Below are 24,728 nucleotides of genomic sequence, written 5' to 3' on the forward strand. Positions count from 1 at the left end.
GTGAGCACCACCACCGCACCACGTCCCGCGCCTTCCTCGGGGAAGGCGCCGGAGGCCCGCAGCGGGGTGCTGACGACCGTGCTCGGTCGTCAGCCCCTGGGGCTGGCGTTCGCCGCGCCGTACGCCGTGTTCCTGGTCCTGATCTTCGCCTACCCGGTGGGGCTCGCCGTCTGGATCAGCTTCCACGACTACTTCTTCACCGCCCCCGGTGTCGCGGTCGACCGCCCGTTCGTCGGGCTCGACAACTACACCGCGGTGCTCGGCGACCCGGAGGTGCACAAGGCCTTCCTGAACGTCGCGGTGTTCCTCGTGATCAACGTCCCCCTGACGGTGGTCCTGTCGCTGGTGCTGGCCACGGCTCTCAACGGGGCGGTCCGGGGACGCATCTTCTTCCGCGTCTGCTACTTCGTGCCCTACATCTCGGCGAGCGTCGCGGTGGTCGCGGTGTGGCTGTTCCTCTTCAGCAACGGCGGCTTCGTCAACCAGCTGCTCGGCCCGCTCGCACCGGACCCGTCGTGGCTGATCAACAAGGGCCTGGCCATGCCGCTGATCGCCCTCTTCGTCACGTGGAAGCAGCTGGGCTTCTTCATCCTGCTGTACCTCGCCGCCCTGCAGAACGTCGGCAAGGAGCTCTACGAGTCGGCGGCGATGGACGGGGCGGGCAAGCTCGGGTCGTTCATGAACATCACCGTCCCGGGCGTCCGCCCCGCGACGACCCTCGTGGTGATCCTGTCGATCATCACCGGGGCCAACCTGTTCACCGAGCCGTACCTGCTCACCAACGGCGGCGGGCCCAACGGCGCGTCGGCGTCGCCGGTGCTGCTGATGTACCAGCGCGGCATCGAGCAGGGGAACCCGGACACCGCCGCCGCGATCGGCGTGCTGCTGATGATCGCGTTCCTGATCATCGCCTTCGTCAACAAGCGCTTCCTGGAGAGGGACTGAGATGGCACAGGTCACCGCGGACGAACGGTCCGTGCTGGAGGAGCCGGCTCCGCCCGCGACCGCGCCGCCCCAGAAGGTCTCGGGCCGTAGCTGGCCGCGTACCGTCCTGCTCGCGATCGGCGCCCTGCTCTTCCTGTTCCCCTTCTACTACATGCTGATGGCGTCGCTGCAGCTCAAGCCCGACACGTCGGTGCGCGGCGCATTCCCGACCAGCGGATTCACGCTCGACAACTACCGCTCCATCAACGGCCGCGTGAACCTCGTGCAGTCGCTGGTCAACTCCGGCATCTTCACCGGCGCGGTGATCCTGTGCACGGTCGTGCTCGGACTGCTCGCCGGCTACGCGCTGGCGCGGCTGCACTTCCGCGGCCGCGGAACGCTGTTCGCGGCCATGCTCCTGGTGCAGGTGATCCCGTTCCAGCTGCTGATGATCCCGCTGTACGTGATGATCGTGCGCAGCTACGGCCTGGCCGACTCCTACCTCGGCATGATCGCGCCGTTCGCCATCAACGCGACCGCCGTCTTCATCTTCCGGCAGTTCTTCATGCAGCTGCCCGACGACCTCTTCTCCGCGGCCCGCATCGACGGCGCCGGCGAGCTGCGCATCCTGTGGTCCATCGCGCTGCCGCTCGTCCGTCCGGCGGTGCTGACCGCGGTGCTGCTCACGTTCATCGGCCCGTGGAACGAGTTCCTCTGGCCCTTCCTCATCACCAAGGACGCCGACCTGCAACCGCTCGCCGTGTCCCTCGCCAACTACATCAGCAGCGTCGCCGGACGGGCGGCCAACCCGTACGGCGCGATCCTCGCCGGCGCGTGCGTCCTGGCGGCTCCTGCGGTGGCGCTCTTCGTCGTCTTCCAGAAGCACTTCACCGCCTCCGACATCGGCTCGGGCGTGAAGGGATGACGGCTGCCGGCAGCCCATCGGAGATCCCCTACTCGATGACCCGGCTCGGCGTGGTCATGACGCCCGAGCCGGGCAACGCCCACGAGGCGATGGGGGTGCTCAACCCGGCCAGCGGCCGCACGCCCGACGGCCGGCTGCACCTGCTCCCCCGCCTGGTCGAGGACGGCAACGTCTCGCGCGTCGGGCTGGCCGAGGTCGAGCTGCGCGACGGCGTCCCCGTCGGGGTGCGCCGCCGCGGTGAGGTCCTGGCGCCCGACGAGGGCTGGGAGCGCGGCGCCAACAACGCCGGCGTCGAGGACCCGCGCGTCACCTGGGTCCCCAGCCTCGACCGGCACGTGATGACGTACGTCGCGTTCGGTCCCCTCGGCCCGCGGCTGGCCCTGGCCGTCTCCGAGGACCTCGAGCACTGGCAGCGCCTGGGTCCCGTGCAGTTCGCCTACCAGCCCGGGCTGGACACGGACCTCTGCATGTTCCCCAACAAGGACGCGGTGTTCTTCCCCGAGCCGGTCCCCGACCCCGCCGGCCGGCCGTCGTACGCGATGCTCCACCGGCCCATGTGGGACCTCGGCTGGTTCCGCGAGGGCGAGACCGTGCACCTCCCCGCCGGTGTCACCGACCCGCGGCCCGGCATCTGGATCTCCTACGTCCCGGCCGAGCTCGCCGAGGCCGACATCCGGGCGCTGGCGCGTCCGCAGGACCACCGCTGCGTCGCCTTGTCGGCGTACCCCTACGAGGAGCTCAAGATCGGCGCCGGCCCGCCGCCGGTGCGCGTCGACGAGGGCTGGCTGATCATCCACCACGGCGTGACCGGCGAGCAGCCCGAGGGCTTCGACCCGACGACCCAGAAGGTCGAGTACGCCGCGGGCGCGATGATCCTCGACGCCGACGACCCGTCCCGCGTGCTGGCGCGGACCAGTGAGCCGATCCTCCGGCCGGAGACCGACGACGAGCGCGACGGCACGGTGCCCAACGTCGTGTTCCCCACCGCGATCGAGGAGATCGACGGGATCCGCTACGTGTTCTACGGCATGGCCGACGCGAAGATCGGGGTCGCTCGGCTCGACCGGACGTCCTGATGACGCCCTGGGGCCTCGGCGTCATCGGCGCGGGCAGGTTCGCGACGTTCCTGGTCGAGGCGGTGGCTGACCTGCCGGACGTCCGCGTGGTCGCGGTGGCCGACGCCGACCCCTCGCGGGCTGCTGCCCTCGCGGCCGACCTCGGGGTCCGCGCCGTGGACCACTGGGAGGACCTGCTCACGGACGACGAGGTCGCGTGCGTCGCGATCATGACGCCTCCGTCCACCCACGCGACCATCGCCCGCCGCGCTCTCGCGGCCGGGCGGCACGTGTGGTGCGAGAAGCCCCTCGCCACAGACGCGGTGGCGGCCGCCGAGGTCCGCGCCGCCGCCGACCGCTCCGGACGCGTGCTTGTGGTCGACCACGTGCTGCGCTACAACCCGCTGCTGCGGGCGCTGGGCAGGATGAGCGGCACGCTGCTGGGGCCGCTCCAGCGGTTCGCCTTCGAGAACGACGCGAGCGACGAGGACCTCGGCCCCGACCACTGGTTCTGGCAGGAGGACACGAGCGGCGGGATCCTGGTCGAGCACGGCGTGCACTTCTTCGACGCGGCCCACCTGATGTCCGGCACGCTCCCCGAGGCCGTCCAGGCGATGACGGCCGCGCGTGCGGACGGCACCGTCGACACGGTCAGCGCCACGACCCGGCACCCCGGCGGACTGCTGGCCGGCTTCACCCACGGGTTCTCGCACGCTCACCGGTGCGAGCGCCAGGTCATGCGGCTCGACCACGGCACGATCGAGGTGCGCGTCGACGGCTGGATCCCGGTGCACGCCGTCCTCGACGGCTGGACCGACGACGCCGGGGCGGAGGTGGTCGACGGACTCCCGGAGCGGGTCGGTGAGCTCTTCGCCGTCCAGGGGTACCGGCCGGGTCCCGACGCGGGTGTCTGGGTCGAGGTACGTCGTCATGCCGGCTCGCCGACGGCCAGGGCCAGGGGCCGCACCCACGTCGTGCCCCACCACGTCCACGCCGAGCTGACCTTGGGCGGGCCCGCGGCCAAGCAGCGCGTCTACGCCGAGAGCGTCCGCGCCGCCGTCGCCGACCTGGTCAGCTGCGTCGCGTCGGGAGGGGAACCACTCTCGGGTGCACGCGAGGGCTGGGCCGCCGTCGTCGTCGCCGACGCCGCCCGTCGGGCGGCGGCCGACGGCAGGACCGTCGACCTCGACCCGTGGCCGTCGACCACCGACGAGCTGGTGAGGACGTCATGACCGACCTGCCCGGACCCGTGCCCTGCGTGCGTGTCGACAAGCCCTGGGGGCACGAGGAGATCTTCGCCCACGTCGAGGGCTCCTACGTCGGCAAGACCCTCCACGTGACCGGCGGCGAGTCCTTGTCGCTGCAGTGGCACCACGAGAAGGACGAGACCATCGCGGTCCTGTCCGGCGAGGTGGAGATCGACCTCGGCGACAGTGAGCAGACGCTCCGCGCCGTGGTGCTCGGGCCGGGCGACGCCGTGCACGTCCCGCCCCGCCTCCTCCACCGCGTCCGCGCCATCACCGACGCCGTCCTGGTCGAGGCGTCCACCGCCGGCCCCGGATGGCAGGAGGACGTCGTCCGCCTCGAGGACCGCTACGGCCGCACCGGCACCCACACGCCCTGAACCACCACACGTCTCGGAGGATCCACATGAACGTCCGCCGCACCCTCGCCGTCCTGGCCGGCCTCGCCGTCGCCCTCGTCGGGGTACCGACCGGGCAGACCGGTCCCGCCGTCGCCGCCGACACCTCGCCGGTGCTGACGAACCTCGACCACCTCGACTGGTTGGGCGACACCGTGGCCCCACCGACGCAGCTGGACCACACGACGTACGCCCTCGCCGAGGACCCCGAGGTCGGCGTGCTGTGGACCTACGCCGAGCCGCGCAACGGGGTGCTGACCCGCGTGGGCGGCGGCGCCTACGACCCCGACACCGACACCTACGGCCAGGGCGCCTTCAACGCCGACGACGTGGCCCGCGCCGCGGTCGTGTACCTGCGTCACTGGGAGCAGACCGGGTCGGACACCAGCCGTGACCGGGCCTACCAGCTGCTGCGGGGCCTCACCTACCTCCAGACCTCGAGCGGGCCGGACGCCGGCAACGTGGTGCTCTGGATGCAGCCGGACGGCACGCTCAACCCCAGCGCCGAGCCCGTCGAGCTGCCGGACCCGTCCGACAGCGACGCGTCGTCGTACTGGGTGGCCCGCACGCTGTGGGCGCTCGGTGAGGGGTACGCCGCGTTCAGCGGCTCCGGCAACGACGACGACGCCGCCTTCGCCGACTTCCTGGAGCAGCGGCTCCAGCTCTCCGTGGCCGCCGTGCACCAGGACGTGCTCGACACCTACGGCGTGCTGGGCACGGTCGACGGCCGGCCCACCCCGACCTGGCTCATCGCCGACGGCGCCGACGCCAGCTCCGAGGCCGTGCTCGGCCTCGCGGCGTACGTCGAGGCGGGTGGCAGCGACGCAGCGGCCCGCACCGCGTTGCAGCAGCTCGCCGACGGCATCGCGATGCTCTCCGAGGGCGACGCCCGCACCTGGCCGTTCGGCGCGGTGTACCCGTGGGCCCTCTCCCGCTCGCTGTGGCACGCCTGGGGCTCGCAGATGCCCGCCGCCCTCTCCCGCGCCTCGCAGGCGCTGGGCACGTCGACGTACCTCGCCCCGGCCCTGAGGGACTCGGCCGTGTTCACGCCCTGGATGCTCACCTCCGGCGGCCCGGACAACGGCCGGCTGCCCACGCGACTCGACCAGTCGCAGATCGCGTACGGCGCCGACGCTCGCGTCCAGTCACTCCTGGCCACGGCCGACGCGACCGGGAAGACCGGCCTGCTGCGGCTGGCGGGGATGCAGGCCGCGTGGTTCTTCGGCGCCAACGCGGCCGGCGTGCCGGCGTACGACCCGACCACCGGTCGGACCATTGACGGGATCTCCGGCGACGGCGTGGTCAACCACAACTCGGGTGCCGAGTCCACCATCCACGGGCTGCTCACGATGCTCGCGCTGGACGCCCGTCCCGACGTGGCGCTGGCCGCCCAGCAGGCCACCATCACCCAGCGGGTCGGGACGACCACGCTGCAGGCGGAGGACGCCACCACGACCGGTGACGCCGAGGTGGTCACCCTCGCCGACCGCTGGACCGGCGAGTCGCTCTTCGGCGGGACGGGTTACCTCGCCCTCGGCGACGGCGCCACGGCCTCACTTCCGGCGCCCCGCGCGGCGGACGACCGCCTGGTCATCCCGGTGGTCGACCTCCAGCCGGACAGCACTGCGGTCACGACCTGGTCCACGAAGAACACCGAGCTCGGTCGCGTGCGGTCCGGCGACATCGGTCTCCCGGGCATGTCCCCTGCCTTCGGCGCGCTGCTTCCGGTGACGCTGCCGCGCACCATGCCCGGCACGCCGACGACGCTCCGGGTGACGACGACCGCGTCGGGCGACGACGCGGCGCGGCTGGACGCCGTCATGCTCGAGCCCCTCGTCTCCCGTCTGGTGCTCGCCGGGGACGGTCACGCGACCGCGCTGCTCCGCAGCGCGGCCACGTCCGTCATGCACCCCGTCGTCCGAGTGCCGGGCCACGGGCGCGCCGTGGTCGAGGTCTACGACGGCTCGGCGCGGTTGCTGAGCCGTTCCACGAGCACGGCGAGTGCCGTGCGCGTCACCCTCGTCCCGGGCGGCTTCACCATCGTCACGCGCTGAGGCAGTAGGCCTCGTCGAGCAGGCGCATGAAGACGCGTCCGACCGCCGGGGACAACGACTGCGGGTCCTCGTTGAGGAGCAGCACGGTCTGGCGACCGCCGCTGGGCGAGGAGTAGACGTAGGTGACGTACCCGGGGAAGTTGCCGCCGTGACCCCACGCCGGCCCGCACGAGGTGGTGAACCGCTCGAGACCGAGCCCGTACGCCGTGCCGGGACCCTCCTCGGCCGACGCGTCGACCGTCGTCCGCATCGCCCGCATCAGCCCGCGAGGCAGGAGCCGGCCGGACAGCAGGTGACGGTAGAAGCGCGCGACGTCCGGCGCGGTCGACACGGCCGCGCCGGAGGCCCACGGGTACGGGTAGAGCGGCGTGATGTCGGTCGGTGCCTCACCGGCTTCGAAGGTGAAGTAGCCGTGTGCCGCGGGAGCGGGCAGCGTCCTGGACGACGTGAAGGTGGTCGCCCGCAGCCCGGCCTCCGCGAAGACGCGGTGGCGCAGCACGTCGCCGAGGCGGTGCCCCGTCACGGCCTCGACGAGCAGGCCCGCCAGCAGGTAGTTCGTGTTCGAGTAGTGGAAGGCGGTCCCGGGCCTCGAGACCGGTGCGTGAGCCAGGGAGATCCGCACGAGGCTGCGAGGGGACCACACGTGCGCCAGGTCGCCCTTGAAGTAAGGGGCCAGCACGCGGGGGTCGTCGTTGAACTCGAACATCCCGCTGGTGTGGTCGAGCAGCTGGCGGACGGTGATGCGGGGCCTGCTCGCGAGGAGCTCGGGCAGGTACGTGCTGGCCGGGGCGTCGAGCCGGACGCGGTGCTGGGCCACGAGCTGCAGCACGGCCGTCGACACGTAGGTCTTGGTGAGACTGCCGATCCGGTAGCGGTCCAGCGGACCCAAGGCCCGCGCAGCGGCGATGTCGGCGACACCGCTCTGCAGCGCCGTGACGCGGCCGTGGTCGTAGGTGTAGAGCAGGGCGCCGGGAGCACCGTCCTCGACCATCTGGTCGAGAGCGTCCTGCAGGTCGGGTGCCGCGGTCCGTGGAGCGGCCGTCGTTCCCTGGGCGGAGGTGGCGGCCACGGGCCCGGCGCCGAGCGCGAGTCCCGCCGTCACGGCGAGGACGAGGGCTGGCACGGCGGTGCGCAACGAGTTCATGGGAGAGCCTTTCGTGGGTCCGACCGGCCGCGGTGGCCGTGACCCCACCGTCGCGGGTCGGCGCCACCCGGGGATCTGGCTCAGGTCTCGGCCTCGGGCGTCCGCCTCCCTCCCCAGACAGAGGCCGCACGCCACCGGCCGGCGCGCTCACACCCGCCACCGCGAGAACCGGCGCTCGAGGCCGACCAGCCCGTAGTTGACGGCCAGCCCGAGCGCGGAGGTGGTGAGGATCGCGGCGTACATCTGCGGGATCAGGAAGTTGAACTGGGTGTAGTTGATCAGGAAGCCCAGCCCCGCGGTCGCGCCGATCAGCTCGGCCGCGATGAGCACCAGGATCGCCGCGGCGCCCGAGATCCGGATGCCGGTGAAGATCGTCGGAACCGCGGCGGGGAACACCACCTTGCGGAACGTCGTCACCGGCGAGAGCCCGAGCACCCTCGCCGACCGCAGCAGCTGCGGGTCCACCGTCGCGACGCCCGTGATCGTGCTGAGCAGGATCGGGAAGAAGCAGGCGTAGGTGACGATCGCGATCTTGCTCGTCTCCCCGATCCCGAGGATCAGCGTGAACGCCGGCAGCAGTGCCAGCGCGGCGGTGTTGCGGAACACCTCGAGCGGCGGGGTGAGGATCTCGCGCGCAGGTCGGTACCAGGCGATGGCGGCGCCCAGCGGGATGGCCAGGCTGACCGCGATCCCGAAGCCGGCCGCCGAGCGCACCAGGCTGGCCTGCAGGTGCCGCCACAGCTCGCCGTCGCGGGCCATCTCCCACCAGGCCTGGAGCACGACGTGCAGCGGGGGCAGGAAGTACGGGTCGACGACGCCCAGCCGTGGGAAGAGCTCCCACACCAGGGCCAGCACCGCGACACCGACCAGGCCGCGGCCCAGCCGGCCGAACCCCGTGAGGTACGACGAGACGTGCTTGGCGCCCTGGGCCGCCTCCTGGCGGGGGTTGGGTCGGGCCTCGGTGCGCTCGTCGATCAGGTTAGGCAACCGAAGCCACCTCCCTGGTCTGGCCCACGCGGCCGGCGTGCCCGGTCTGGCTGTGCCGGTCGCGGAGCAGGCTCCAGACCTGGTGGCGGTAGGCCGCGAACGCCTGGCCGGCACGGATGTCCTCCTCGCCGGCGGCCGAGCGGTCGAGCCGGATGTCGATCACCTTGCGGATCGCACCCGGGCGGCTGCTCATCACCGCCACCCGCTGGCCGAGGAAGACCGCCTCCTCGATGTCGTGGGTGATGAAGATGATCGTGGTGCCGGTGCGCTTCCAGATGCCGACGAGCTCCTCTTGGAGCCGCTCACGGGTCTGGGCGTCGAGAGCGCCGAAGGGTTCGTCCATCAGGAGCACGCCCGGTTCGTAGGACAACGACCGCGCGATCGCGATGCGCTACTTCATCCCGCCCGAGAGCTCGTGCGGGTAGCGATGGGCGAACTCCGTCAGCCCGACCAGCTCCAGGTAGCGGTCGGCCCGCTCCACGCGCGCGGCCTTGGTCCGCACGCCGGCCGCCTCGAGCGCGAGCTCGATGTTCTGGCGGGCCGTGCGCCACGGCAGCAGGGTGTACTGCTGGAAGACCACACCCCGGTCGAGACCCGGTCCGGTGACCTCCTGGCCGTCGACCACGACCGTCCCCGATGTCGGCGTCGTCAGCCCGCTTACGAGGTCGAGGATGGTCGACTTGCCGCAGCCCGAGGGCCCGACCAGGGTGAGGAACTCACCGGCCCGCACGGTCAGGTCGACGCCCTGCAGGGCGACGAAGTCCCGCTTGCGCCTGTCGTCGTCGCCGCGGACCGAGAAGACCTGGCCCACGCCTCTCAGCTCGATCTGTGCACTCATGGGATCAGCCCTTCGCGAGGTCGTTGTAGTCGTTGGTGTAGACGTCCGACGGCGAGATCTCGTCGGGGTCGACGTCGCCGCGGCTGCCCAGCCAGTCGAGCCAGATGGAGATGTCCTGGTCGCTGATGGCCGCGGTGTCCGGAGTCGCCACGCCGGTGGTGCCGCCCCAGTTCTGCTCCACGGCGGCGACGTAGTCGTCGTACCCGTGGTCGGTGAGCCACTTCGTGTAGACCTTCAGCACCTCGTCGCGGCTGTGGCTCTCGATGTACTTCACCGCCTTGGCCACGCCCGTCACGAGCGTGTGCGAGGTCTCGGGGTTCGCCTTCAGGAACTTCGTCTGCATCACGAAGCCGCCGCCGCTGTAGTCACCCACGACGTCGGTGTCCTTCACCAGGACCTGGAGCTTCACGCCCGTGGACTCGGCCGCCTTGATGGACCCGGACTGGATGGATGCGGCGTCCACCTGGTGCTCCTGCAGCGCCTGGATCATGTTCAGCGGCGGCAGCGGGACGAGCGTGACCTGCTTGATCTCGTCGGGCGTGAGGCCCTCCTGCTCGAGCCAGGTGTCCAGGACCGCCTCGGCGTTGGCGCCCAGCGTGTTGACCGCGATCTTCTTGCCGATCAGGTCGCGGGCGTCGGCGATGGGCGAGCCCTCCAGGGTCACGATGGAGGAGCTGATCTTGTCGTTGGAGCCGTACGTCGAGACGACGGCCTCGACGGGGACGCCGGTGGCGACGACCTGGGCGACGGCGCCGAAGAAGCAGGAGGCGCTGATGTCGATCTGGTTGCTGGCGAGTGCCTGGACGCTCTGCGGCCCGCCGGTCACGTCGCCGACCTTCTCCAGGGTCAGGCCGTCGAGGTAGTCCAGGGCGTCGGCGAGCTGGAGCACGTCCACGGTGCCGACCGAGGACTGGTAGCGGATGGTGGTCGTGGTGCCGCCACGGGCGCTGCCGCCGCAGGCGGACAGGCTCGTCACCGTGAGGAGGGCAGCGAGGACTGCCAGGAGGGCGCGCTTCATCGATGGCCTTTCGGGGGACGGGATCAGGGTCAGGTGACGGTCACGTGCCGACGGCGAGCGCGGGCTCGTCGGCGTACTGGCTGTCGGGCCGCGGCAGGCCGTAGTGCTCGCGCAGCGTGGTGCCGGCGTACTCGGTGCGGAACAGGCCGCGGTCCTGGAGGATCGGCACGACCTGGCCGGTGAAGGCGTCCAGCAGCTGCGGGTAGAGCGGCGGCATCACGTTGAAGCCGTCCGCGGCGCCACCCTCGAACCACTCCTGGATCGTGTCCGCGACCTGGACCGGCGTGCCGGCCACGACGTTGTGGCCGCGCCCGCCGGCGAGACGGTGCAGCAGCTCGCGCAGCGTCGGCCGGTCCCGCTCGACGATGTTGGCGACGACCTGCCGGCGGCTGCGGTTGTTGTCGAGGACGTTGCCCGCACCGCCGAAGACCTCGACCGGCACCCGCTCGTCGAGCTCGAGGTGGCGCAGGGACGTGCCGGCCATCTTCTCCAGCTGGGTCAGGCCGTACGCCGGCACGGTGAGGCGGTTGAAGTACTGCGAGAGCTCCTCGGCCTCGGCCGTCGTGTCGGCGATGAACGGGCTGATGCCCGGCCGCACCTTCACGTGGTCGGGGTTGCGGCCGAGCGCGCGGGCCTTGCTCTTGATGTCGTCGTAGAACGCGCGGGCGTCCTCGATCGTCTGGTGCGCGGTGAAGATCGCCTCGGCGTTGCGGGCCGCGAACGCCCGGCCCTCGTTGGACGACCCGGCCTGCACGTAGACCGGCCGACCCTGCGGCGTACGAGGCGCGCTGAAAGGACCGCGCACCTTGAGGTAGGGACCGACGTGGTCGATCGCGTGCACCTTGCTGGTGTCGACGTAGTCGCCGGACTCGCGGTCCACGACCAGCGCGTCGTCCTCCCAGCTGTCCCAGAGCTTGGTGACCACGTCGATGAAGTCCTGGGCGCGCGCGTACCGCTCCTCGTGGCTCGGCACGCCGTCCAGGCCGAAGTTGTACGCCGCGTCCTCGCTGAAGGTGGTCACGATGTTCCAGCCGGCCCGCCCACCGGAGATGCGGTCGAGGCTGGCGAACAGCCGGGCCAGGTTGAACGGCTCGTAGAAGGTGGTGGAGGCCGTGGAGATCAGGCCGATGCGCTCGGTCACCGTGGCCAGGGCGGTCAGCAGGGTGATCGGCTCGAAGTTGTTGCTGGGGCGGTGACCGGTCCCCCACCAGGCCGGGCCGTCGGCGAGGAAGACGGCGTCGAGCTTGGCGGCCTCCACCTTGCGGGCGATGTCCTGGAACCAGGCGATGTCACCGATCCGCTCCGCACCGCTCTCCGGATGGCGCCAGGACGCCTCGTGGTGACCGGTGTCGTGCAGGAAGGCGTTGAGGCTGAGCTGGCGCTCGTCGGGCTGGTGGCTCATCGGTGTCCCTCTCTCGGTGCGGTGTCGGAGTGGCAATCTGATCTTTTTTGAGTAAGTTACTAGAGTTTAAACACAAAGCCGGTGCCGGATGCAAACAGGCACGCCCGCAGAGACGACCGGAGGCCCCTCATGACCGATCACCCCCGCACCGCCGTGGTGGTGGGAAACCCCAAGCCCGACAGCCGCACGCTCGCCGCCGCCACCACCCTCGCCGCCGCCCTCGCCGGGCGGGAGCCGGACCTGGTCGTCGACCTCGCGCTCGTCGCGCCCCGGCTGCTGGATTGGTCGGACCCAGAGGTGTCCCGACTGGTCGCCGAGGTCGGCGCCGCGGACCTCGTCGTGGTCGCGTCGCCCACCTACAAGGGCGCCTACACCGGGCTGCTCAAGCTCTTCCTCGACCGGTTCGCGGGAGGTACGGGACTCAGGGGGGTCGCGGTGCCGCTGATGCTGGGCGCGGGGCCGAGGCACGCGCTGGCGCCGGAGCTGACGCTGCGGCCCCTGCTCACCGAGCTCGGCGGGACCGTTCCCGGCCGCGCGCTCTACCTGCTGGACACGGCGTACGACGACCCGGCGGCGTACCAGCCCTGGCTCGACGCCACGCGTCCCACCGTCGAGCGCCTGCTCGCGGCCCGGGTGGCCGCGTGAGCACCGCGTCCGAGCGCCCGACGTCCCTGCGCACCAACCAGGACCTCGACCCACGTCGGCTGCGCGACGCCTTCGGCGTCTTCCCCAGTGGCGTGGTCGCGGTCGCGGCCGAGGTCGACGGGGCGATCACCGGCCTGGCCGCCAGCTCCTTCACCTCGGTCAGCCTGGACCCACCGTTGGTCTCGTTCTCGATCGCGACGACCTCCAAGACCTGGCCGGACCTGCGCCGCGCGCCGCACCTCGGCATCACCGTCCTCGCCGAGCACCACGGCGACGTCTGCCGCCAGCTGGCCGGGCCGGTCACCGAGCGGTTCGCCGACGTGGCGGTGCACGTCAGCGACGACGGCGCCGTCACCCTCGACGAGGGCCTCGCCCGCTTCGACTGCACGATCCACCGCGAGGTCGAGGCCGGTGACCACCTGGTGATCCTGCTGCGGCTGCACGCCGTCGAGCACTCCGTCGGCCAGCCCCTCGTCTTCCACCGCAGCGCCTTCGGCCGCCTCGCCGTCTAGGCCGAGCACAGACGCAGCGCGGCCCGGACCAGGAGGTCCGGGCCGCGACGCGTGGCAGGTGAAGGATTCGAACCTTCGAAGCTTTCGCGACGGATTTACAGTCCGCTCCCATTGGCCGCTCGGGCAACCTGCCGTTGCTGGGGTCCGCGTTTGGCGGTCGGTCAGCAGGTCGGAACAATAGCAAGGCGGCACCGCCGTGCCGAAACCGCCAAGACCCCTCCCGGAAGGACACCGATGGCCGACTCGTCGTTCGACATCGTGAGCAAGATCGACCGCCAGGAGGTCGACAACGCGCTCGGGCAGGCCGCCCGGGAGATCGCGACCCGCTTCGACTTCAAGGGCACCGGCGCGAAGATCGAGTGGCAGGGCGAGCACGCCATCGAGATCACCGCGTCCGCCGACGACCGGGCCAACGCGGTGCTCGACGTCTTCAAGGACAAGCTGATCAAGCGCCAGCAGAGCCTGAAGATCCTGGACGCCTCCGAGCCCCGCCAGTCGGGCCGGGAGAGCAAGATCGGGATCGCCCTGAAGGAGGGCATCAGCTCGGAGAACGCCAAGAAGATCACCAAGCTGATCCGCGACGAGGGCCCCAAGGGCGTCAAGGCGCAGATCCAGGGCGACGAGCTCCGCGTCTCCAGCAAGAAGCGCGACGACCTCCAGGCCGTGCAGGCGCTGGTGAAGGCGCAGGACTACGACTTCGCGGTGCAGTTCACCAACTACCGCTGAGTGGCTCGCGCCAGGCCTGGCGCATGGGTGAGGAAATGGGTTCGGCCCCAGACGCGGTGAGAGGTGCGCGTCCGGGGCCGAAGCGTCTTCCATTGTGCCTCGCGCACCTGAGGGAGTCCCAGGACTACCCCAGGTCGCCGAGGTGGTGCAGCCAGGTTCGGCAGGCTCTGTTCAGCCGGCCTTCTCGACCATCCGCGGGATGGAGCCCGGCGTGGGCGTGACCCAGACCGTGGTGCCCTCCCCGAGACCGAGCGCGTTGGCGTGCGACTTGGTGAGCTCGACGGTGACGTCCTCGCCGCCGTCGGTCAGGACGTTCACCCGTACCTGGAACCCGACGCGCAGCACGCGGCTGATCGTGCCCTGCGCGGCGCCGGCCAGGATCGGGGTGGTCGAGATGTCCACGTCGTGCGGGCGCACCTTCTGTCCGTTGACCGTGGTCACCTCGCCCAGGAAGCCCATCACGAAGTCGTTGGCCGGGTGGTCGTAGAGGTCGTCGGGCGAGCCGATCTGCTCCACGCGCCCCTCGTTGATCACCACGATCTCGTCGGAGACCTCGAGGGCCTCCTCCTGGTCGTGGGTCACGAACACCGTGGTGACGTGCACCTCGTCGTGCAGCCGCCGCAGCCACTCGCGCAGCTCCCTGCGGACCTTGGCGTCGAGCGCGCCGAACGGCTCGTCGAGCAGCAGCACCTTCGGCTCGACCGCGAGCGCGCGGGCGAGCGCCATGCGCTGCCGTTGGCCGCCCGAAAGCTGCGAAGGCAGCCGGTGGGCGAACTGCTGCAGGTGCACCAGTCGCAGAAGCTCGTCGACACGGTGCTCGATCTCGTCCTTCGGGCGCTTGCGGATCTCCAGGCCGAAGGCGACGTTCTTGGCCACCGTCATGTGCTTGAACACCGCGTAGTGCTGGAACACGAAGCCCACGTTGCGCTTGCGCGCGGGCAGGTTCGTGGCCTCGGTGCCCTCGATGTCGATGGTGCCCTCGTCGGCGGTGTCGAGCCCCGCGATGATCCGGAGCAGGGTGGACTTGCCGCCACCCGACGGACCGAGCAGGGCCGTCAGCTGCCCGGTGGGCAGGGAGACGGTCACGTCCTCCAGTGCGACGAAGTCACCGAACCGTTTGGTGACGTTGCGGACCTCGATGCTCACGTGAGCGACCTCATTTCTTGGGCTCCTTGGGACGCAGCAGGGCCACGACGATGAGGCACAGCACCGCCGCGAAGGCGAGCATGAACGACACCGAGTACGCGGTCTCCTGCTGGAAGTTCTGGTACTTCTGTTGGACGAGCATGGGCGCGGTCGTGCTCTCGCCACCCACGTTGCCGGCGACCACCTTGACGGCGCCGAACTCACCCAGGGAACGGGCGAGGCACAGCACCACGCCGTAGACGACCGCCCACTTGATGCCGGGCACGGTGATCCGCCAGAAGGTCTGCCACGCGTTGGCGCCGAGACTGCGAGCGGCCTGCTCCTGGTCGTCGCCCATGTCCTCCAGGACGGGCACCACCTCGCGGATGACCAGGGGCAGCGCGACGAACGCCGTCGCCATGATGATGCCGGGCTTGGCGAAGACCACCTGGAGCCCTTGGCCCTCCAGCCACGGGCCGAACCAGCCGTACCGGCCGCTGTAGACCAGCACCAGGGCCAGGCCCACGACCACCGGCGAGACCGACAGAGGCACGTCGATGAGCGCGTTGAGCACGCGCTTGCCGGGGAAGTCGAAGCGCACGAGCAGCAACGCCATGCCGACGCCGAACACCAGGTTGATCAGCACCGCGGCGACGGCCACCTGTCCCGACAACGTCAGTGCGTGGACGACGTCCGGGTCGTCCAGCGCACCCTGGATGCCGTCGAAGCCGTTGGCGAACGTGTTCTTGGCGACCAGCGACGTCGGCCAGACCACCAGGAAGAACAGGTAGGCGACCACGAGCAGGCGCAGGCCCCACGTGACGGCCGGGTGGCCCTCCCGCGGGGGACGGGGCGTCGCCCGGGGGTGCGGGTCGCGCGGACGGGTCTCTTCGAGGACTGCGCTAGCCACGTCGCGCCACCCTTCTCTGGATCACGTCCAGCGTGACGATCGCCAGGAGGGCGACCACGAGCAGGATCGTCGCCACCGCAGCGGCCGAGGCGGTGTCGCCGCCCTCGAGGTAGGTCAGCATGCGCACCGAGGTCACCTCCGTGCGGTACGGCAGGTTGCCGCTCAGCAGCACCAGCGAGCCGTACTCGCTGATGCCACGCGCGAACGACAGCGCCGCACCGGCGAAGATCGCCGGCGCCAGCGTGGGCAGGATGATCCGGCGGAAGGTCGTGAAGCGGCTGGCGCCGAGGGAGGCCGCGGCCTCCTCGACGTCCCGTTCCATCTCCTCCAGCACCGGTTGCACCGTGCGCACGATGAAGGGCAGCGTCACGAACGCGATCGCGAGGAACACCGCGAGCCGGGTGTTGGCGGCGTGGACGCCGATGGGGCTGGTCGGGCCGTAGAGCGCGAGCAGCACCAGGCCGGCCACGATCGTGGGCAGCGCGAACGGGATGTCGATGACGAGGTCGAGGATCGCCTTCCCGGGGAACCGGTCACGGACCAGCACCCAGGCGATGATCGTGCCCATCACCATGTTGAGAGCGGTGACGCCGACCGACGTGAGGACGGTCAGGCGCAGAGCGGCAAAGGTCTGCCGGTTGGTCACGGCGTCCGCGAAGGTGCCCCAGCCACCCTCGGCCGACTTCACGACCACGGCCGCGAGCGGGATCAGCACGAGCAGGCTGAACCACAGCATCGCGACGCCCAGACCGAGGCTCGAGCCACCGGTCAGGGAACGGGCGGACTGACGCGACCGGGCCGGCCGACGGTTGCGCGTCGGCCGGCCCCCCGCTGCCACTCCTACGACAGGAGCAGGAGCACTCATGGCCTACTCGCCCGCCTCCGCCTGGATCTTGGTGATGATGCCGTCGTTCTCGTCGAAGTACTTCGTGTTGGCGTCGGCCCAGCCGTTGAAGTCGTCGTCGATGGTCAGCAGCGTCGCCGGCTCCGGGAACGGGTTGGTCGGGTCGTTGGCACCGTCCACGTCCAGGTCGCCCACGTCCATGAGCGGCCGGTAGCCGGTGGCGGCGTACAGCTTCTGACCCTCCTCGGACTTCTGGAAGTCCATGAAGTCCTGGGCCTTGGCCGAGGCGCCGTCGACGATGGCGCACGGGTTCTGGATCAGCAGGGTGCTGTCCGGGACGATGTAGTCGAAGTCCGTGCCGCTCTGCTTGGCGAGGATGGCCTCGTTCTCGTAGGAGAGCAGGACGTCGCCGGTGCCGCTGGTGAAGGCGGTGGTCGCGTCACGGCCGGAGTCCGGCAGCGCGGCCACGTTGGCGAAGAACTTCTGGAGGTACGCCTGGGCGTCCTCCTCGGAGCCGCCCTCGCCGAGGACGGAGCCGTACGCCGCGAGCAGGTTCCACTTCGCGGAGCCGGAGGACGCGGGGTTCGGGGTGACGATGCCGATGCCCGGCTTGATCAGGTCGTCCCACGTCTTGATGTTCTTGGGGTTGCCGGTGCGGACGACCATGACCACGACGGACTGGGTGCAGATGCCCTTGGTGTCGTTGTCCTTCCAGTCGTCGGCCACCAGGCCCTCGTCGACGAGCTTCTGCACGTCGGGCTCGAGGGAGAGGTGGACCTCGTCGGCGTCCTGGCCAGCGATGACCGCACGGGCCTGGTCGCCGGAGGCGCCGTACGACTCCTTGAACTCGATGCCCTTGCCGGCGTCGGTGTCCTGGAACGCCGAGATCACGCCGGCGTTGGCCTGCTCCAGCACGGAGTAGCCCACGATGTTCAGGGTGTTGGCGTCGTCGCTGCCTCCGGTGCCGGAGTCGTCGCCTCCGCAGGCGGCGAGAGCGAGGGTGCCGGCCAGTGCGCCCGCGAGCAGCACGGCCGTGAAGTTCTTGCGCATGTGATGTCGTCCCTTTCGAAAGCACCTCGGGAGTGCCTCTCAACGATCTAACTCGCGCAGACTACTAGAGATAAGTATGAAACCCGGTATTGGCGACATGCCTGAGACGCGCTCCTGCGACATGTCCTGCGTCACACTCCCGCGGTGCGGGACGAAGGAGTCGTTCTGACCTGCGCGGACTATCCTCGGAGGTCGGTGTCCAGCGCCCGACCGGCGCTCGAGAACAGCCCAGCAGCCCGCCGTGACACCACCCTGAGCCAGGCGGACACGAGGAAGTGCACACACAGGTGACGACCAAGCAGGTCAAGCAGCTCGACCGCGTCATCATCCGCTTCGCCGGCGACTCCGGTGACGGCATGCAGCTGACCGGGGACCGGTTCACCCAGGAGTCCGCGGCCTACGGCAACGACCTGTCGACGCTGCCGAACTTCCCCGCCGAGATCCGGGCGCCGCAGGGCACGCTCCCGGGAGTGTCGTCGTTCCAGGTCCACTTCGCCGACCACGACATCCTCACGCCCGGTGACGCCCCCGACGTGCTGGTCGCGATGAACCCCGCCGCCCTGCGCGCGAACCTCGGCGACCTCCCGGCCGGCGCGACGATCATCGTCGACACCCACGACTTCTCCGCGCGCAACCTCACCAAGGCCGGCTACACGACCAGCCCGCTGGAGGACGAGTCGCTGGCGGCGTACGCCGTGCACCCGCTCGACCTGACCGGCATGACGGTCGAGGCGGTCAAGGAGTTCGGCCTGTCCCGCAAGGACGCCGCCCGGGCGAAGAACATGTTCGCCCTCGGGCTGCTGTCCTGGATGTACGGCCGGCCGACCGAGTCGACGATCGCGTTCCTGGAGCGTCGGTTCGCGAAGGTCGAGGACATCCGCGACGCCAACATCACGGCGTACAAGGCCGGCTGGAACTTCGGCGAGACGACCGAGGCGTTCGTCGTGAGGTACGAGATCAAGCCCGCCCCGATGGCGCCCGGCACGTACCGGAACATCACCGGCAACCTGGCGCTGGCGTACGGCCTGATCGCGTCCGCGGTGCGCTCGGGGCTGCCGTTGTTCCTGGGGTCCTACCCGATCACGCCGGCCTCCGACATCCTCCACGAGCTCAGCAAGCACAAGGCGTTCGGCGTCACGACGTTCCAGGCCGAGGACGAGATCGCCGGCATCGGAGCGGCGCTCGGAGCGGCGTTCTCCGGTGGCCTCGGCGTGACGACGACGTCCGGCCCGGGCATCGCGCTGAAGTCGGAGACCATCGGCCTGGCCGTGATGACCGAGCTGCCGCTGATCGTCATCGACGTCCAGCGCGGCGGCCCGTCGACCGGCCTGCCCACCAAGACCGAGCAGGCCGACCTGCTGCAGGCGATGTTCGGGCGCAACGGCGAGTCACCCGTCCCGATCGTCGCGCCGCAGTCCCCGGGCGACTGCTTCGACGCCGCCCTCGAGGCGGCGCGCATCGCCGTCACCTACCGCACCCCGGTGATGCTGCTCTCCGACGGGATGCTGGCCAACGGCTCCGAGCCGTGGCGGATCCCCGAGCTGGACGAGCTGCCGGAGATCGATCCGGAGTTCGCCACGCCGGGTGAGGGCGAGTTCATGCCGTACGAGCGCGAGGCCGCCACTCTTGCCCGCCCGTGGGCGATCCCGGGGACCGCCGGGCTCGAGCACCGCATCGGCGGGCTCGAGAAGGCCGACGGCAACGGCAACATCTCCTACGACCCGGCCAACCACGACTTCATGGTCCGCACCCGGCAGGCCAAGGTGGACCGGATCGCGGAGTCGCTGCCGCCTCTGGAGGTCGACGACCCGAGTGCCAAGGATGGGCAGGGCGCCAAGGTGCTCGTGCTCGGGTGGGGCTCGACGTACGGCCCGATCGGCGCCGGCTGCCGCCGCGTCCGCAACGCCGGGTTCAACGTCGCGCAGGTGCACCTGCGGCACCTCAACCCGTTCCCGAAGGACCTCGGCGAGATCCTGAAGCGCTACGACAAGGTGCTCGTCCCCGAGATGAACCTGGGGCAGCTCGGCCTGCTCGTCCGGTCGAAGTACCTCGTCGACGCCGTCGGCTACCACCAGGTCAACGGCATGCCGCTGAAGGCCGCCGCCCTCGCCCACGCGATCGCCGACCTGGTCGCCGAGGCCGAGGGGATCGAAGTCCCGCTCGGCGTGTGGGGCGAGACCGTCGTGAAGGAGCACGTGCAGTGAGCACCATCGACGTCCCCACCCCCGGCATGCGGTCTGGCATCGAGCTGGTGCCGACCGCCGACGGTCCGCAGACCGCGAAGGAGTTCACGTCCGACCAGGAGGTGCGCTGGTGCCCGGGCTGCGGCGACTACGCCGTGCTCAAGGCCGTGCAGGGCTTCCTGCCCGATCTCGGCCTGCGCCGCGAGAACATCGTGTTCGTCTCCGGCATCGGCTGCTCGTCGCGGTTCCCCTACTACCTCGACACGTTCGGGATGCACTCGATCCACGGACGCGCGCCGGCGATCGCCACCGGCATCGCCACGACGCGCTCGGACCTCTCGGTGTGGGTCGTCACCGGTGACGGCGACGCGCTGTCGATCGGCGGCAACCACCTGATCCACGCGCTGCGCCGCAACATCAACATGACGATCCTGCTGTTCAACAACCGGATCTACGGCCTGACCAAGGGGCAGTACTCCCCGACCTCCGAGCCCGGGAAGGTCACCAAGTCCACGCCGATGGGCTCGCTGGACCACCCGTTCAACCCGGTGTCGCTGGCGCTCGGCGCCGAGGCGACGTTCGTGGCGCGCACCATCGACTCCGACCGCAAGCACCTCACCTCGGTGCTGTCCGCGGCGGCCGCACACCGGGGCACCTCCCTGGTCGAGATCTACCAGAACTGCCCGATCTTCAACGACGGCGCCTTCGACGCCATCAAGGACCGCGACCCCTCGGCCGCCTCGGTCATCCCGCTCGTCGACGGCGAGCCGATCCGGTTCGGTCCCCCGGACTCGTCTGGTGGGGCGTCGTACGGCCTGGTCCGTGACCGGGCCTCCGGCGGCGTCAAGGTCGCCGAGGTGGCCGAGGTCGGCGAGGACGCGGTCCTCGTGCACGACTCACGCGCGGCCGACCCGACGACGGCGTTCGCGATCTCGCGGCTGACCGACGCGGGGTACCTCCACCGCGCGCCCATCGGCATCTTCCGCCAGGTCGAGCGACCGACGTACGACGACCTGGCGCGCGAGCAGATCGGCACCGCGCGCGAGAAGGCCCCCGGTTCCACCGAGGACCGCCTCGCCGCCCTCATCGCGGGCGGCGACACCTGGACCGTCGTCTGAGTCCGGACATGACCGTGCCCCGAGGGCGTCCGTAGTCAGCGGACGCCCTCAGGGCGCTTTCCTCACCCGGCTACCTGGTGAAGCTCGAGGTGGCCGCCTGGCTCGAGGCGGACGTGCTCGGGTCCGTGGGACCGGGGGACAGGATGGCGATGGCCACCACGACGGCGATGCAGATGGCGAGCATGGCGACGACCACGGCCGTGGGGATCGGGGTCTGGTCGGCGGGATCGGCCTCACCCGACCCGGGCTGGAAGCCGTAGGGCGAGTACGGGCCGTGGAGCTGGTCCTGCATCAGGTGGCGGGTGACGAGGAAGTAGCCGTAGGTACGCATGGTCGTGGCTCTCGGGCGGTCAGGCGTGCGTGGCCGGGGTGCGCATCCACACCATCCACGGCGTGCAGCCGCTCCAGCGGGCGGTCGGGTAGCACACCGACGGCTTGGCCTGGTACGACGCGGACGCGGTCGCGGCCTGGGCCGGGGCGGTGGTGAGCAGCAGCCCGGCGACCATCGCGGCCAGCAGGACGGGGGCGATGACGACGGCGACCAGCCAGCGGTACGGGTGGCGGTCGGAGGTGGTCGGGGTGGTGGGGCGGACCGGCGCGGCGGAGGCGAAGGGCTCGTCGAGCAGGTGGCGGATGGCGATGGATCCGGGGTAGCCGTACATGGTGTCTCCTGGTGAGGTGAAGGGCTGTTCTGATGTCCCTGACACTTCGCCTAAGGGGTCACCTAGGACATCGGGTGAATTCCCGGACCTCGCCTAGGAGGGGTCGGCCACCGCTAGGTCCTTGAACACCGCCGCGGCCTCGGTGCGGTTCGTGACGCCGAGCTTGGCCAGCAGGTTGGTCACGTGCACGCTGACGGTCTTCTCGCTGATGAACAGTCGCTCGGCGATCGCCTTGTTGGTGGCTCCCGTGGCCAGTACGTCGAGCACCTCGCGCTCCCGCGACGTGAGGATGTCGAGCTTCGAAGGCCGGTCGTCGCCGGGTACCGGGATGCGGTGCCGCCGACCCAGCTTGACCGCCTCCTCGAGCACGCCGTTCATGCCCATCGCCTTCGCGTCCGCGACCACCTCGGGGAGGGAGGTACGGGCCTCGTCGCGCTCTCCTTCCGCGAGCAACGCTTGCACGAGCCGGAGCCGGAAAGGCAGGGCGAACCCCGCGCCCACCTGGACCGCGGCGTCGTACGCCGTGCGCCACAGGTCCGCGGTCGGCTCGCCGCGCAGATCGGCACGCAGCGCCGTGGCCGAGAGGACGCTCACGCCGTGCTCCCAGCCGACCATGCTGCCGCCCAGTCCGGCATCCGCGCGAGACAGCAGTCGATCCGCACGCGCGAGCAGCTCGGGGTCGGGTGGCCGACCGGCGGCGCGCGAGGCCTCGAGAGCGAGGTAGAGGACATGGGCAAGGACGCCGAGCACGATCGGGAAGTCGGACCTCTCGACCCAGGCCGAGTACTCGTCAGCCACCTCCAGCGCTTCGACGACCAACCCGTTGGCGAGCAGCACTCGGACGTGGAGCAGGACCTCCTCGGGGTTGGGGAACGCCGCGAACTGCCGGACCAGGATCATGCGACGCCGATCCGCCTCGAGCGCTGAGCGGACCTCCCCCTGGGCGATCATCAACCCCACATGCGCGCCGCCGCTGTCGATGTCATCCACCGGTCCCGTGGACCGCAGCGCGTCCATCACCCCGCGCGCCGCGTCCAGCCGCCCGAGGTTCACCAGACCGTTCACCACCCGGCAGGCCGCCTTGCGTCCCGAGCGCGGGTACCCCGCCGCGTTCGCCTCGCGCCAGAGCTCGTCAGCCAGCTCGACGCCGCGGTGTGTGTCGACCCCGCTCACGAGCTCGACCAGCCGTTCCACCTCGTGCTGGTACGCGCGGTGGAGCTCTCCCCCACGACGCGCGACGTCCGCGGCCGTGTGGAAGTGCCGCGCCGCCTCGTCCGGACGACCCCTCCCGAGACTGCACACCGCGCGCACCCACCAGCCGGTTGCCTCGACCGCCGGCAGCCCCAGGGACGCGCCGAGCTCGACCACCCGTGGCGCCAGCTCTTCGCCCTCGCTCAGCCGCTCCAGACGCATCATCAGCTCGGCCCGCACCGACATCGTGTCGGCCAGCTCCTCAGACAGCTCGTCGCCAAGCCCGGCGACCGCCCGGTCGAGGGCTTCCTCCTGCCCGACGTACCCCTCCGGCACGAAGTCGGTGTACACGTACATCGTGTAGACGCGGGCGACGGCACGCGGGTCGGCGGTCTCGGTGACTGCGTCGAGTGCCTGCGCGATGACTGCCCGGCCCCTGTCGAACTCCGCGCAGCGTCGATGCAGCAAGGCGAGCACGGCCAACAGCTCGGCCCGGACGGGCCTTCCGTCGTGGGGCACGCGGTCGTAGAGCTCGAGGGCCCGCTCGAGGTGGGCGATCCCCTCGGGAAGTCCCAGCTTGTGCGCGGCAAGCCCGGCTCGGACGGACGCCTGGTACGCCCGCGGGAGATCGTGGGCGGCGTGCCAGTGGAAGGCCGCCACGCCCAGGACGGCGAGGGAGGCGTCGGTACCCGCCGTTCTCTCCGCGGCCTCGGCCAGGAGTCGGTGGGCCTGAGCGCGCTCCCCAGGCATCAGGTCGCCGTAGACCGCTTCGCGCAGCAGACCGTGCCGGAAGTCCAGGTGACTGCCGACCTGTCGGACGACGTTGGTCGCCAACGCCTCCCGCAGGCTCGCGTCCACGGCAGCGGCGTCGAGCCCGGAGGCATCGGCGACGAGCTCCGGGTCGATGCGGCTGCCGTGGGCGGAGGCCAGTCGCAGCAGGCTCCGCGTGGTGTCGCCGAGCGCGTCCACGCGTGCCAGCAGCAGCGCGCCGAGCTGCTCGGGGAGACCGTCGGGCCCGGCGGCGAGCAGCTCCTCGGCGTACAACGGGTTCCCCTCGGAGCGCTCGACGACCTGACGCGAGACGCCCTCGTCGTCGAGCCCACGGGTGCGCACGATCTCCGAGATGCTCTCCTCGCCGAGGGCGGTGAGCCCGAGCCGCAGAGCACCAGACCCGCGTCCCAGCTCCGTCAGGGGTGCGAAGAAGGGGTGGTGCCGGTTGACCTCGTCGGCTCGGTACGTGAGGAGCAGGCACAGCCGACCGCGCGCGGTGCGGGCCACCGTCGTCGCCAGGTCGATCGTCGACCGATCTGCCCAGTGCAGGTCCTCCAGCACGAGGAGCACGGGACCCTGCGCGACCTGCTCGCCGACCACCACGCCCAGCTCGTCGACGCTTGCCTGGTCGCTCTCGCCCCGCAGGTACGGCGCCAGACGACGCGAGACGGGAGGAAGGTCCGCGTCCGCCTGGCCGGCCACCGCCTCACGCAGCGCCTCCCGGACGGGCCGCAGGGGCACGCCGTCGTCGATGTCGAGGCAGTGACCGACCAGGACCCTGAAGCCTCGAACCTGCGCCTCCTCTGCGATCGCCGTCGTGAGCGTGGTCTTGCCGATCCCCGCGTCCCCGCCGACCAGGAGCACCTGCGGCGAGCCGGAGGCGGCGGCCTCCAAGGCGGCCAACGCCTCGGCCAGCTCGCGGTCCCGCCCGAACATCTGGCTCACTCGACCACCGCCAGGTCCTTGGCGAGCGCGGCCGCCTCGGTGCGGTTGGTGACGCCG

General features: G+C 70.9%; 24 protein-coding genes and 1 tRNA gene. 11 read left to right on the forward strand and 14 right to left on the reverse strand.

Going from position 1 to position 24,728, the window contains the following annotated elements:
* Genes ISU07_RS11235 through ISU07_RS11260 form a run of 6 tightly spaced genes read left to right on the forward strand, consistent with a single transcriptional unit; the run spans position 1 to position 6,600 of the window.
* On the forward strand, positions 1–945 hold the full coding sequence (locus ISU07_RS11235; RefSeq protein WP_194706871.1) for a carbohydrate ABC transporter permease: 945 nt from the start codon (positions 1–3) through the stop codon (positions 943–945).
* A 1-nt stretch (position 946) separates the two neighbouring features.
* The gene (locus tag ISU07_RS11240; RefSeq protein WP_194706872.1) at positions 947–1,849 is read left to right on the forward strand and encodes a carbohydrate ABC transporter permease; all 903 of its coding nucleotides are present in this window, start codon (positions 947–949) and stop codon (positions 1,847–1,849) included.
* Positions 1,846–2,925 (forward strand): glycoside hydrolase family 130 protein, encoded by a 1,080-nt coding sequence (locus tag ISU07_RS11245; protein WP_194706873.1) that lies wholly within the window; start codon positions 1,846–1,848, stop codon positions 2,923–2,925. Before ISU07_RS11240 ends, ISU07_RS11245 begins: the two co-directional genes overlap by 4 nt.
* Positions 2,925–4,136 (forward strand): Gfo/Idh/MocA family protein, encoded by a 1,212-nt coding sequence (locus ISU07_RS11250; protein WP_194706874.1) that lies wholly within the window; start codon positions 2,925–2,927, stop codon positions 4,134–4,136. Before ISU07_RS11245 ends, ISU07_RS11250 begins: the two co-directional genes overlap by 1 nt.
* Positions 4,133–4,528, forward strand: coding sequence for a cupin domain-containing protein (locus ISU07_RS11255; protein ID WP_194706875.1), 396 nt, complete (start codon positions 4,133–4,135; stop codon positions 4,526–4,528). Before ISU07_RS11250 ends, ISU07_RS11255 begins: the two co-directional genes overlap by 4 nt.
* A gap of 26 nt (positions 4,529–4,554) precedes the next feature.
* The gene (locus tag ISU07_RS11260; RefSeq protein ID WP_194706876.1) at positions 4,555–6,600 is read left to right on the forward strand and encodes a hypothetical protein; all 2,046 of its coding nucleotides are present in this window, start codon (positions 4,555–4,557) and stop codon (positions 6,598–6,600) included.
* Here the strand turns inward: ISU07_RS11260 and ISU07_RS11265 are convergent.
* From ISU07_RS11265 to ISU07_RS11285, 6 genes are all read right to left on the reverse strand, one after another.
* Positions 6,590–7,744: a serine hydrolase domain-containing protein gene (locus ISU07_RS11265; protein WP_194706877.1), complete on the reverse strand. Its 1,155-nt coding sequence runs from the start codon at positions 7,742–7,744 to the stop codon at positions 6,590–6,592. The genes ISU07_RS11260 and ISU07_RS11265 overlap by 11 nt on opposite strands.
* 147 nt (positions 7,745–7,891) lie before the next feature.
* Positions 7,892–8,731, reverse strand: coding sequence for an ABC transporter permease (locus ISU07_RS11270; protein WP_228521680.1), 840 nt, complete (start codon positions 8,729–8,731; stop codon positions 7,892–7,894).
* Complete coding sequence (locus tag ISU07_RS23975) at positions 8,724–9,083, reverse strand: hypothetical protein (RefSeq protein ID WP_228521681.1); 360 nt, start codon at positions 9,081–9,083, stop codon at positions 8,724–8,726. Before ISU07_RS23975 ends, ISU07_RS11270 begins: the two co-directional genes overlap by 8 nt.
* Before the next feature lie 39 nt (positions 9,084–9,122).
* Positions 9,123–9,569, reverse strand: a complete 447-nt coding sequence (locus ISU07_RS23980) for an ABC transporter ATP-binding protein (RefSeq protein WP_228521682.1) — start codon at positions 9,567–9,569, stop codon at positions 9,123–9,125.
* Positions 9,570–9,573: 4 nt separating this feature from the next.
* The gene (locus tag ISU07_RS11280) at positions 9,574–10,587 is read right to left on the reverse strand and encodes an ABC transporter substrate-binding protein (protein WP_194706878.1); all 1,014 of its coding nucleotides are present in this window, start codon (positions 10,585–10,587) and stop codon (positions 9,574–9,576) included.
* 40 nt (positions 10,588–10,627) lie between these two features.
* Complete coding sequence (locus tag ISU07_RS11285) at positions 10,628–11,989, reverse strand: LLM class flavin-dependent oxidoreductase (RefSeq protein ID WP_194706879.1); 1,362 nt, start codon at positions 11,987–11,989, stop codon at positions 10,628–10,630.
* Positions 11,990–12,118: 129 nt separating this feature from the next.
* Between ISU07_RS11285 and ISU07_RS11290 the strand changes: the two genes are divergently transcribed.
* Positions 12,119–12,634 (forward strand): NAD(P)H-dependent oxidoreductase, encoded by a 516-nt coding sequence (locus ISU07_RS11290; protein ID WP_194706880.1) that lies wholly within the window; start codon positions 12,119–12,121, stop codon positions 12,632–12,634.
* Entirely contained in the window at positions 12,631–13,146 is a 516-nt protein-coding gene (locus tag ISU07_RS11295) for a flavin reductase family protein (RefSeq protein WP_194706881.1), read from the forward strand. Before ISU07_RS11290 ends, ISU07_RS11295 begins: the two co-directional genes overlap by 4 nt.
* Positions 13,147–13,198: 52 nt before the next feature.
* Here the strand turns inward: ISU07_RS11295 and ISU07_RS11300 are convergent.
* Positions 13,199–13,279 (reverse strand) — tRNA-Tyr (locus ISU07_RS11300).
* 101 nt (positions 13,280–13,380) lie between these two features.
* On the opposite strand from ISU07_RS11300, the gene ISU07_RS11305 reads away from it, so the two are divergent.
* On the forward strand, positions 13,381–13,872 hold the full coding sequence (locus ISU07_RS11305; protein WP_194706882.1) for a YajQ family cyclic di-GMP-binding protein: 492 nt from the start codon (positions 13,381–13,383) through the stop codon (positions 13,870–13,872).
* A gap of 171 nt (positions 13,873–14,043) precedes the next feature.
* Here the strand turns inward: ISU07_RS11305 and ISU07_RS11310 are convergent, their stop codons facing one another.
* The 4 genes from ISU07_RS11310 to ISU07_RS11325 are packed head-to-tail and all read right to left on the reverse strand — an operon-like array spanning position 14,044 to position 17,801.
* Positions 14,044–15,018, reverse strand: coding sequence for a sulfate/molybdate ABC transporter ATP-binding protein (locus ISU07_RS11310; protein WP_194706883.1), 975 nt, complete (start codon positions 15,016–15,018; stop codon positions 14,044–14,046).
* Between the two features lie 10 nt (positions 15,019–15,028).
* Positions 15,029–15,907, reverse strand: a complete 879-nt coding sequence (locus ISU07_RS11315; protein WP_194706884.1) for a sulfate ABC transporter permease — start codon at positions 15,905–15,907, stop codon at positions 15,029–15,031.
* Positions 15,900–16,772, reverse strand: coding sequence for a sulfate ABC transporter permease subunit CysT (cysT, locus tag ISU07_RS11320; RefSeq protein WP_194706885.1), 873 nt, complete (start codon positions 16,770–16,772; stop codon positions 15,900–15,902). The genes ISU07_RS11315 and cysT overlap by 8 nt, the downstream gene beginning before the upstream one ends.
* 3 nt (positions 16,773–16,775) lie before the next feature.
* Positions 16,776–17,801, reverse strand: coding sequence for a sulfate ABC transporter substrate-binding protein (locus ISU07_RS11325; protein ID WP_194706886.1), 1,026 nt, complete (start codon positions 17,799–17,801; stop codon positions 16,776–16,778).
* Positions 17,802–18,088: 287 nt separating this feature from the next.
* Between ISU07_RS11325 and ISU07_RS11330 the strand changes: the two genes are divergently transcribed.
* The gene (locus tag ISU07_RS11330) at positions 18,089–20,005 is read left to right on the forward strand and encodes a 2-oxoacid:acceptor oxidoreductase subunit alpha (RefSeq protein WP_194706887.1); all 1,917 of its coding nucleotides are present in this window, start codon (positions 18,089–18,091) and stop codon (positions 20,003–20,005) included.
* A gap of 26 nt (positions 20,006–20,031) precedes the next feature.
* The gene (locus ISU07_RS11335) at positions 20,032–21,102 is read left to right on the forward strand and encodes a 2-oxoacid:ferredoxin oxidoreductase subunit beta (protein WP_194706918.1); all 1,071 of its coding nucleotides are present in this window, start codon (positions 20,032–20,034) and stop codon (positions 21,100–21,102) included.
* 70 nt (positions 21,103–21,172) lie between these two features.
* Here ISU07_RS11335 and ISU07_RS11340 read toward each other — a convergent pair whose 3' ends face one another.
* The 3 genes from ISU07_RS11340 to ISU07_RS24780 all read right to left on the reverse strand — a co-directional run bounded on the left by ISU07_RS11340 (position 21,173) and on the right by ISU07_RS24780 (position 24,662).
* On the reverse strand, positions 21,173–21,433 hold the full coding sequence (locus ISU07_RS11340) for a hypothetical protein (RefSeq protein WP_194706888.1): 261 nt from the start codon (positions 21,431–21,433) through the stop codon (positions 21,173–21,175).
* Between the two features lie 19 nt (positions 21,434–21,452).
* Entirely contained in the window at positions 21,453–21,764 is a 312-nt protein-coding gene (locus ISU07_RS11345; protein WP_194706889.1) for a hypothetical protein, read from the reverse strand.
* 93 nt (positions 21,765–21,857) lie between these two features.
* Positions 21,858–24,662 carry a helix-turn-helix transcriptional regulator gene (locus ISU07_RS24780; protein WP_323742557.1) on the reverse strand — a complete coding sequence of 935 codons (2,805 nt, stop codon included), beginning with the start codon at positions 24,660–24,662 and terminating at the stop codon, positions 21,858–21,860.
* Positions 24,663–24,728: the final 66 nt, after the last annotated feature.

This window comes from Nocardioides islandensis, from assembly GCF_015352455.1.
In the GTDB taxonomy this organism is placed as follows: domain Bacteria; phylum Actinomycetota; class Actinomycetes; order Propionibacteriales; family Nocardioidaceae; genus Nocardioides; species Nocardioides islandensis.

Excerpts from the sequence above, each read along its gene's own strand:
- ISU07_RS11240 (WP_194706872.1), top strand. The coding sequence starts at position 947 with ATGGCACAGGTCACCGCGGACGAACGGTCCGTGCTGGAGGAGCCGGCT.
- ISU07_RS11245 (WP_194706873.1), top strand. The coding sequence starts at position 1,846 with ATGACGGCTGCCGGCAGCCCATCGGAGATCCCCTACTCGATGACCCGG.
- ISU07_RS11250 (WP_194706874.1), top strand. The coding sequence starts at position 2,925 with ATGACGCCCTGGGGCCTCGGCGTCATCGGCGCGGGCAGGTTCGCGACG.
- ISU07_RS11255 (WP_194706875.1), top strand. The coding sequence starts at position 4,133 with ATGACCGACCTGCCCGGACCCGTGCCCTGCGTGCGTGTCGACAAGCCC.
- ISU07_RS11260 (WP_194706876.1), top strand. The coding sequence starts at position 4,555 with ATGAACGTCCGCCGCACCCTCGCCGTCCTGGCCGGCCTCGCCGTCGCC.
- ISU07_RS11265 (WP_194706877.1), bottom strand. The coding sequence starts at position 7,744 with ATGAACTCGTTGCGCACCGCCGTGCCAGCCCTCGTCCTCGCCGTGACG.
- ISU07_RS23980 (WP_228521682.1), bottom strand. The coding sequence starts at position 9,569 with ATGAGTGCACAGATCGAGCTGAGAGGCGTGGGCCAGGTCTTCTCGGTC.
- ISU07_RS11280 (WP_194706878.1), bottom strand. The coding sequence starts at position 10,587 with ATGAAGCGCGCCCTCCTGGCAGTCCTCGCTGCCCTCCTCACGGTGACG.
- ISU07_RS11285 (WP_194706879.1), bottom strand. The coding sequence starts at position 11,989 with ATGAGCCACCAGCCCGACGAGCGCCAGCTCAGCCTCAACGCCTTCCTG.
- ISU07_RS11290 (WP_194706880.1), top strand. The coding sequence starts at position 12,119 with ATGACCGATCACCCCCGCACCGCCGTGGTGGTGGGAAACCCCAAGCCC.
- ISU07_RS11305 (WP_194706882.1), top strand. The coding sequence starts at position 13,381 with ATGGCCGACTCGTCGTTCGACATCGTGAGCAAGATCGACCGCCAGGAG.
- cysT (WP_194706885.1), bottom strand. The coding sequence starts at position 16,772 with ATGAGTGCTCCTGCTCCTGTCGTAGGAGTGGCAGCGGGGGGCCGGCCG.
- ISU07_RS11325 (WP_194706886.1), bottom strand. The coding sequence starts at position 17,801 with ATGCGCAAGAACTTCACGGCCGTGCTGCTCGCGGGCGCACTGGCCGGC.
- ISU07_RS11335 (WP_194706918.1), top strand. The coding sequence starts at position 20,032 with ATGCGGTCTGGCATCGAGCTGGTGCCGACCGCCGACGGTCCGCAGACC.
- ISU07_RS11340 (WP_194706888.1), bottom strand. The coding sequence starts at position 21,433 with ATGCGTACCTACGGCTACTTCCTCGTCACCCGCCACCTGATGCAGGAC.
- ISU07_RS11345 (WP_194706889.1), bottom strand. The coding sequence starts at position 21,764 with ATGTACGGCTACCCCGGATCCATCGCCATCCGCCACCTGCTCGACGAG.
- ISU07_RS24780 (WP_323742557.1), bottom strand. The coding sequence starts at position 24,662 with ATGTTCGGGCGGGACCGCGAGCTGGCCGAGGCGTTGGCCGCCTTGGAG.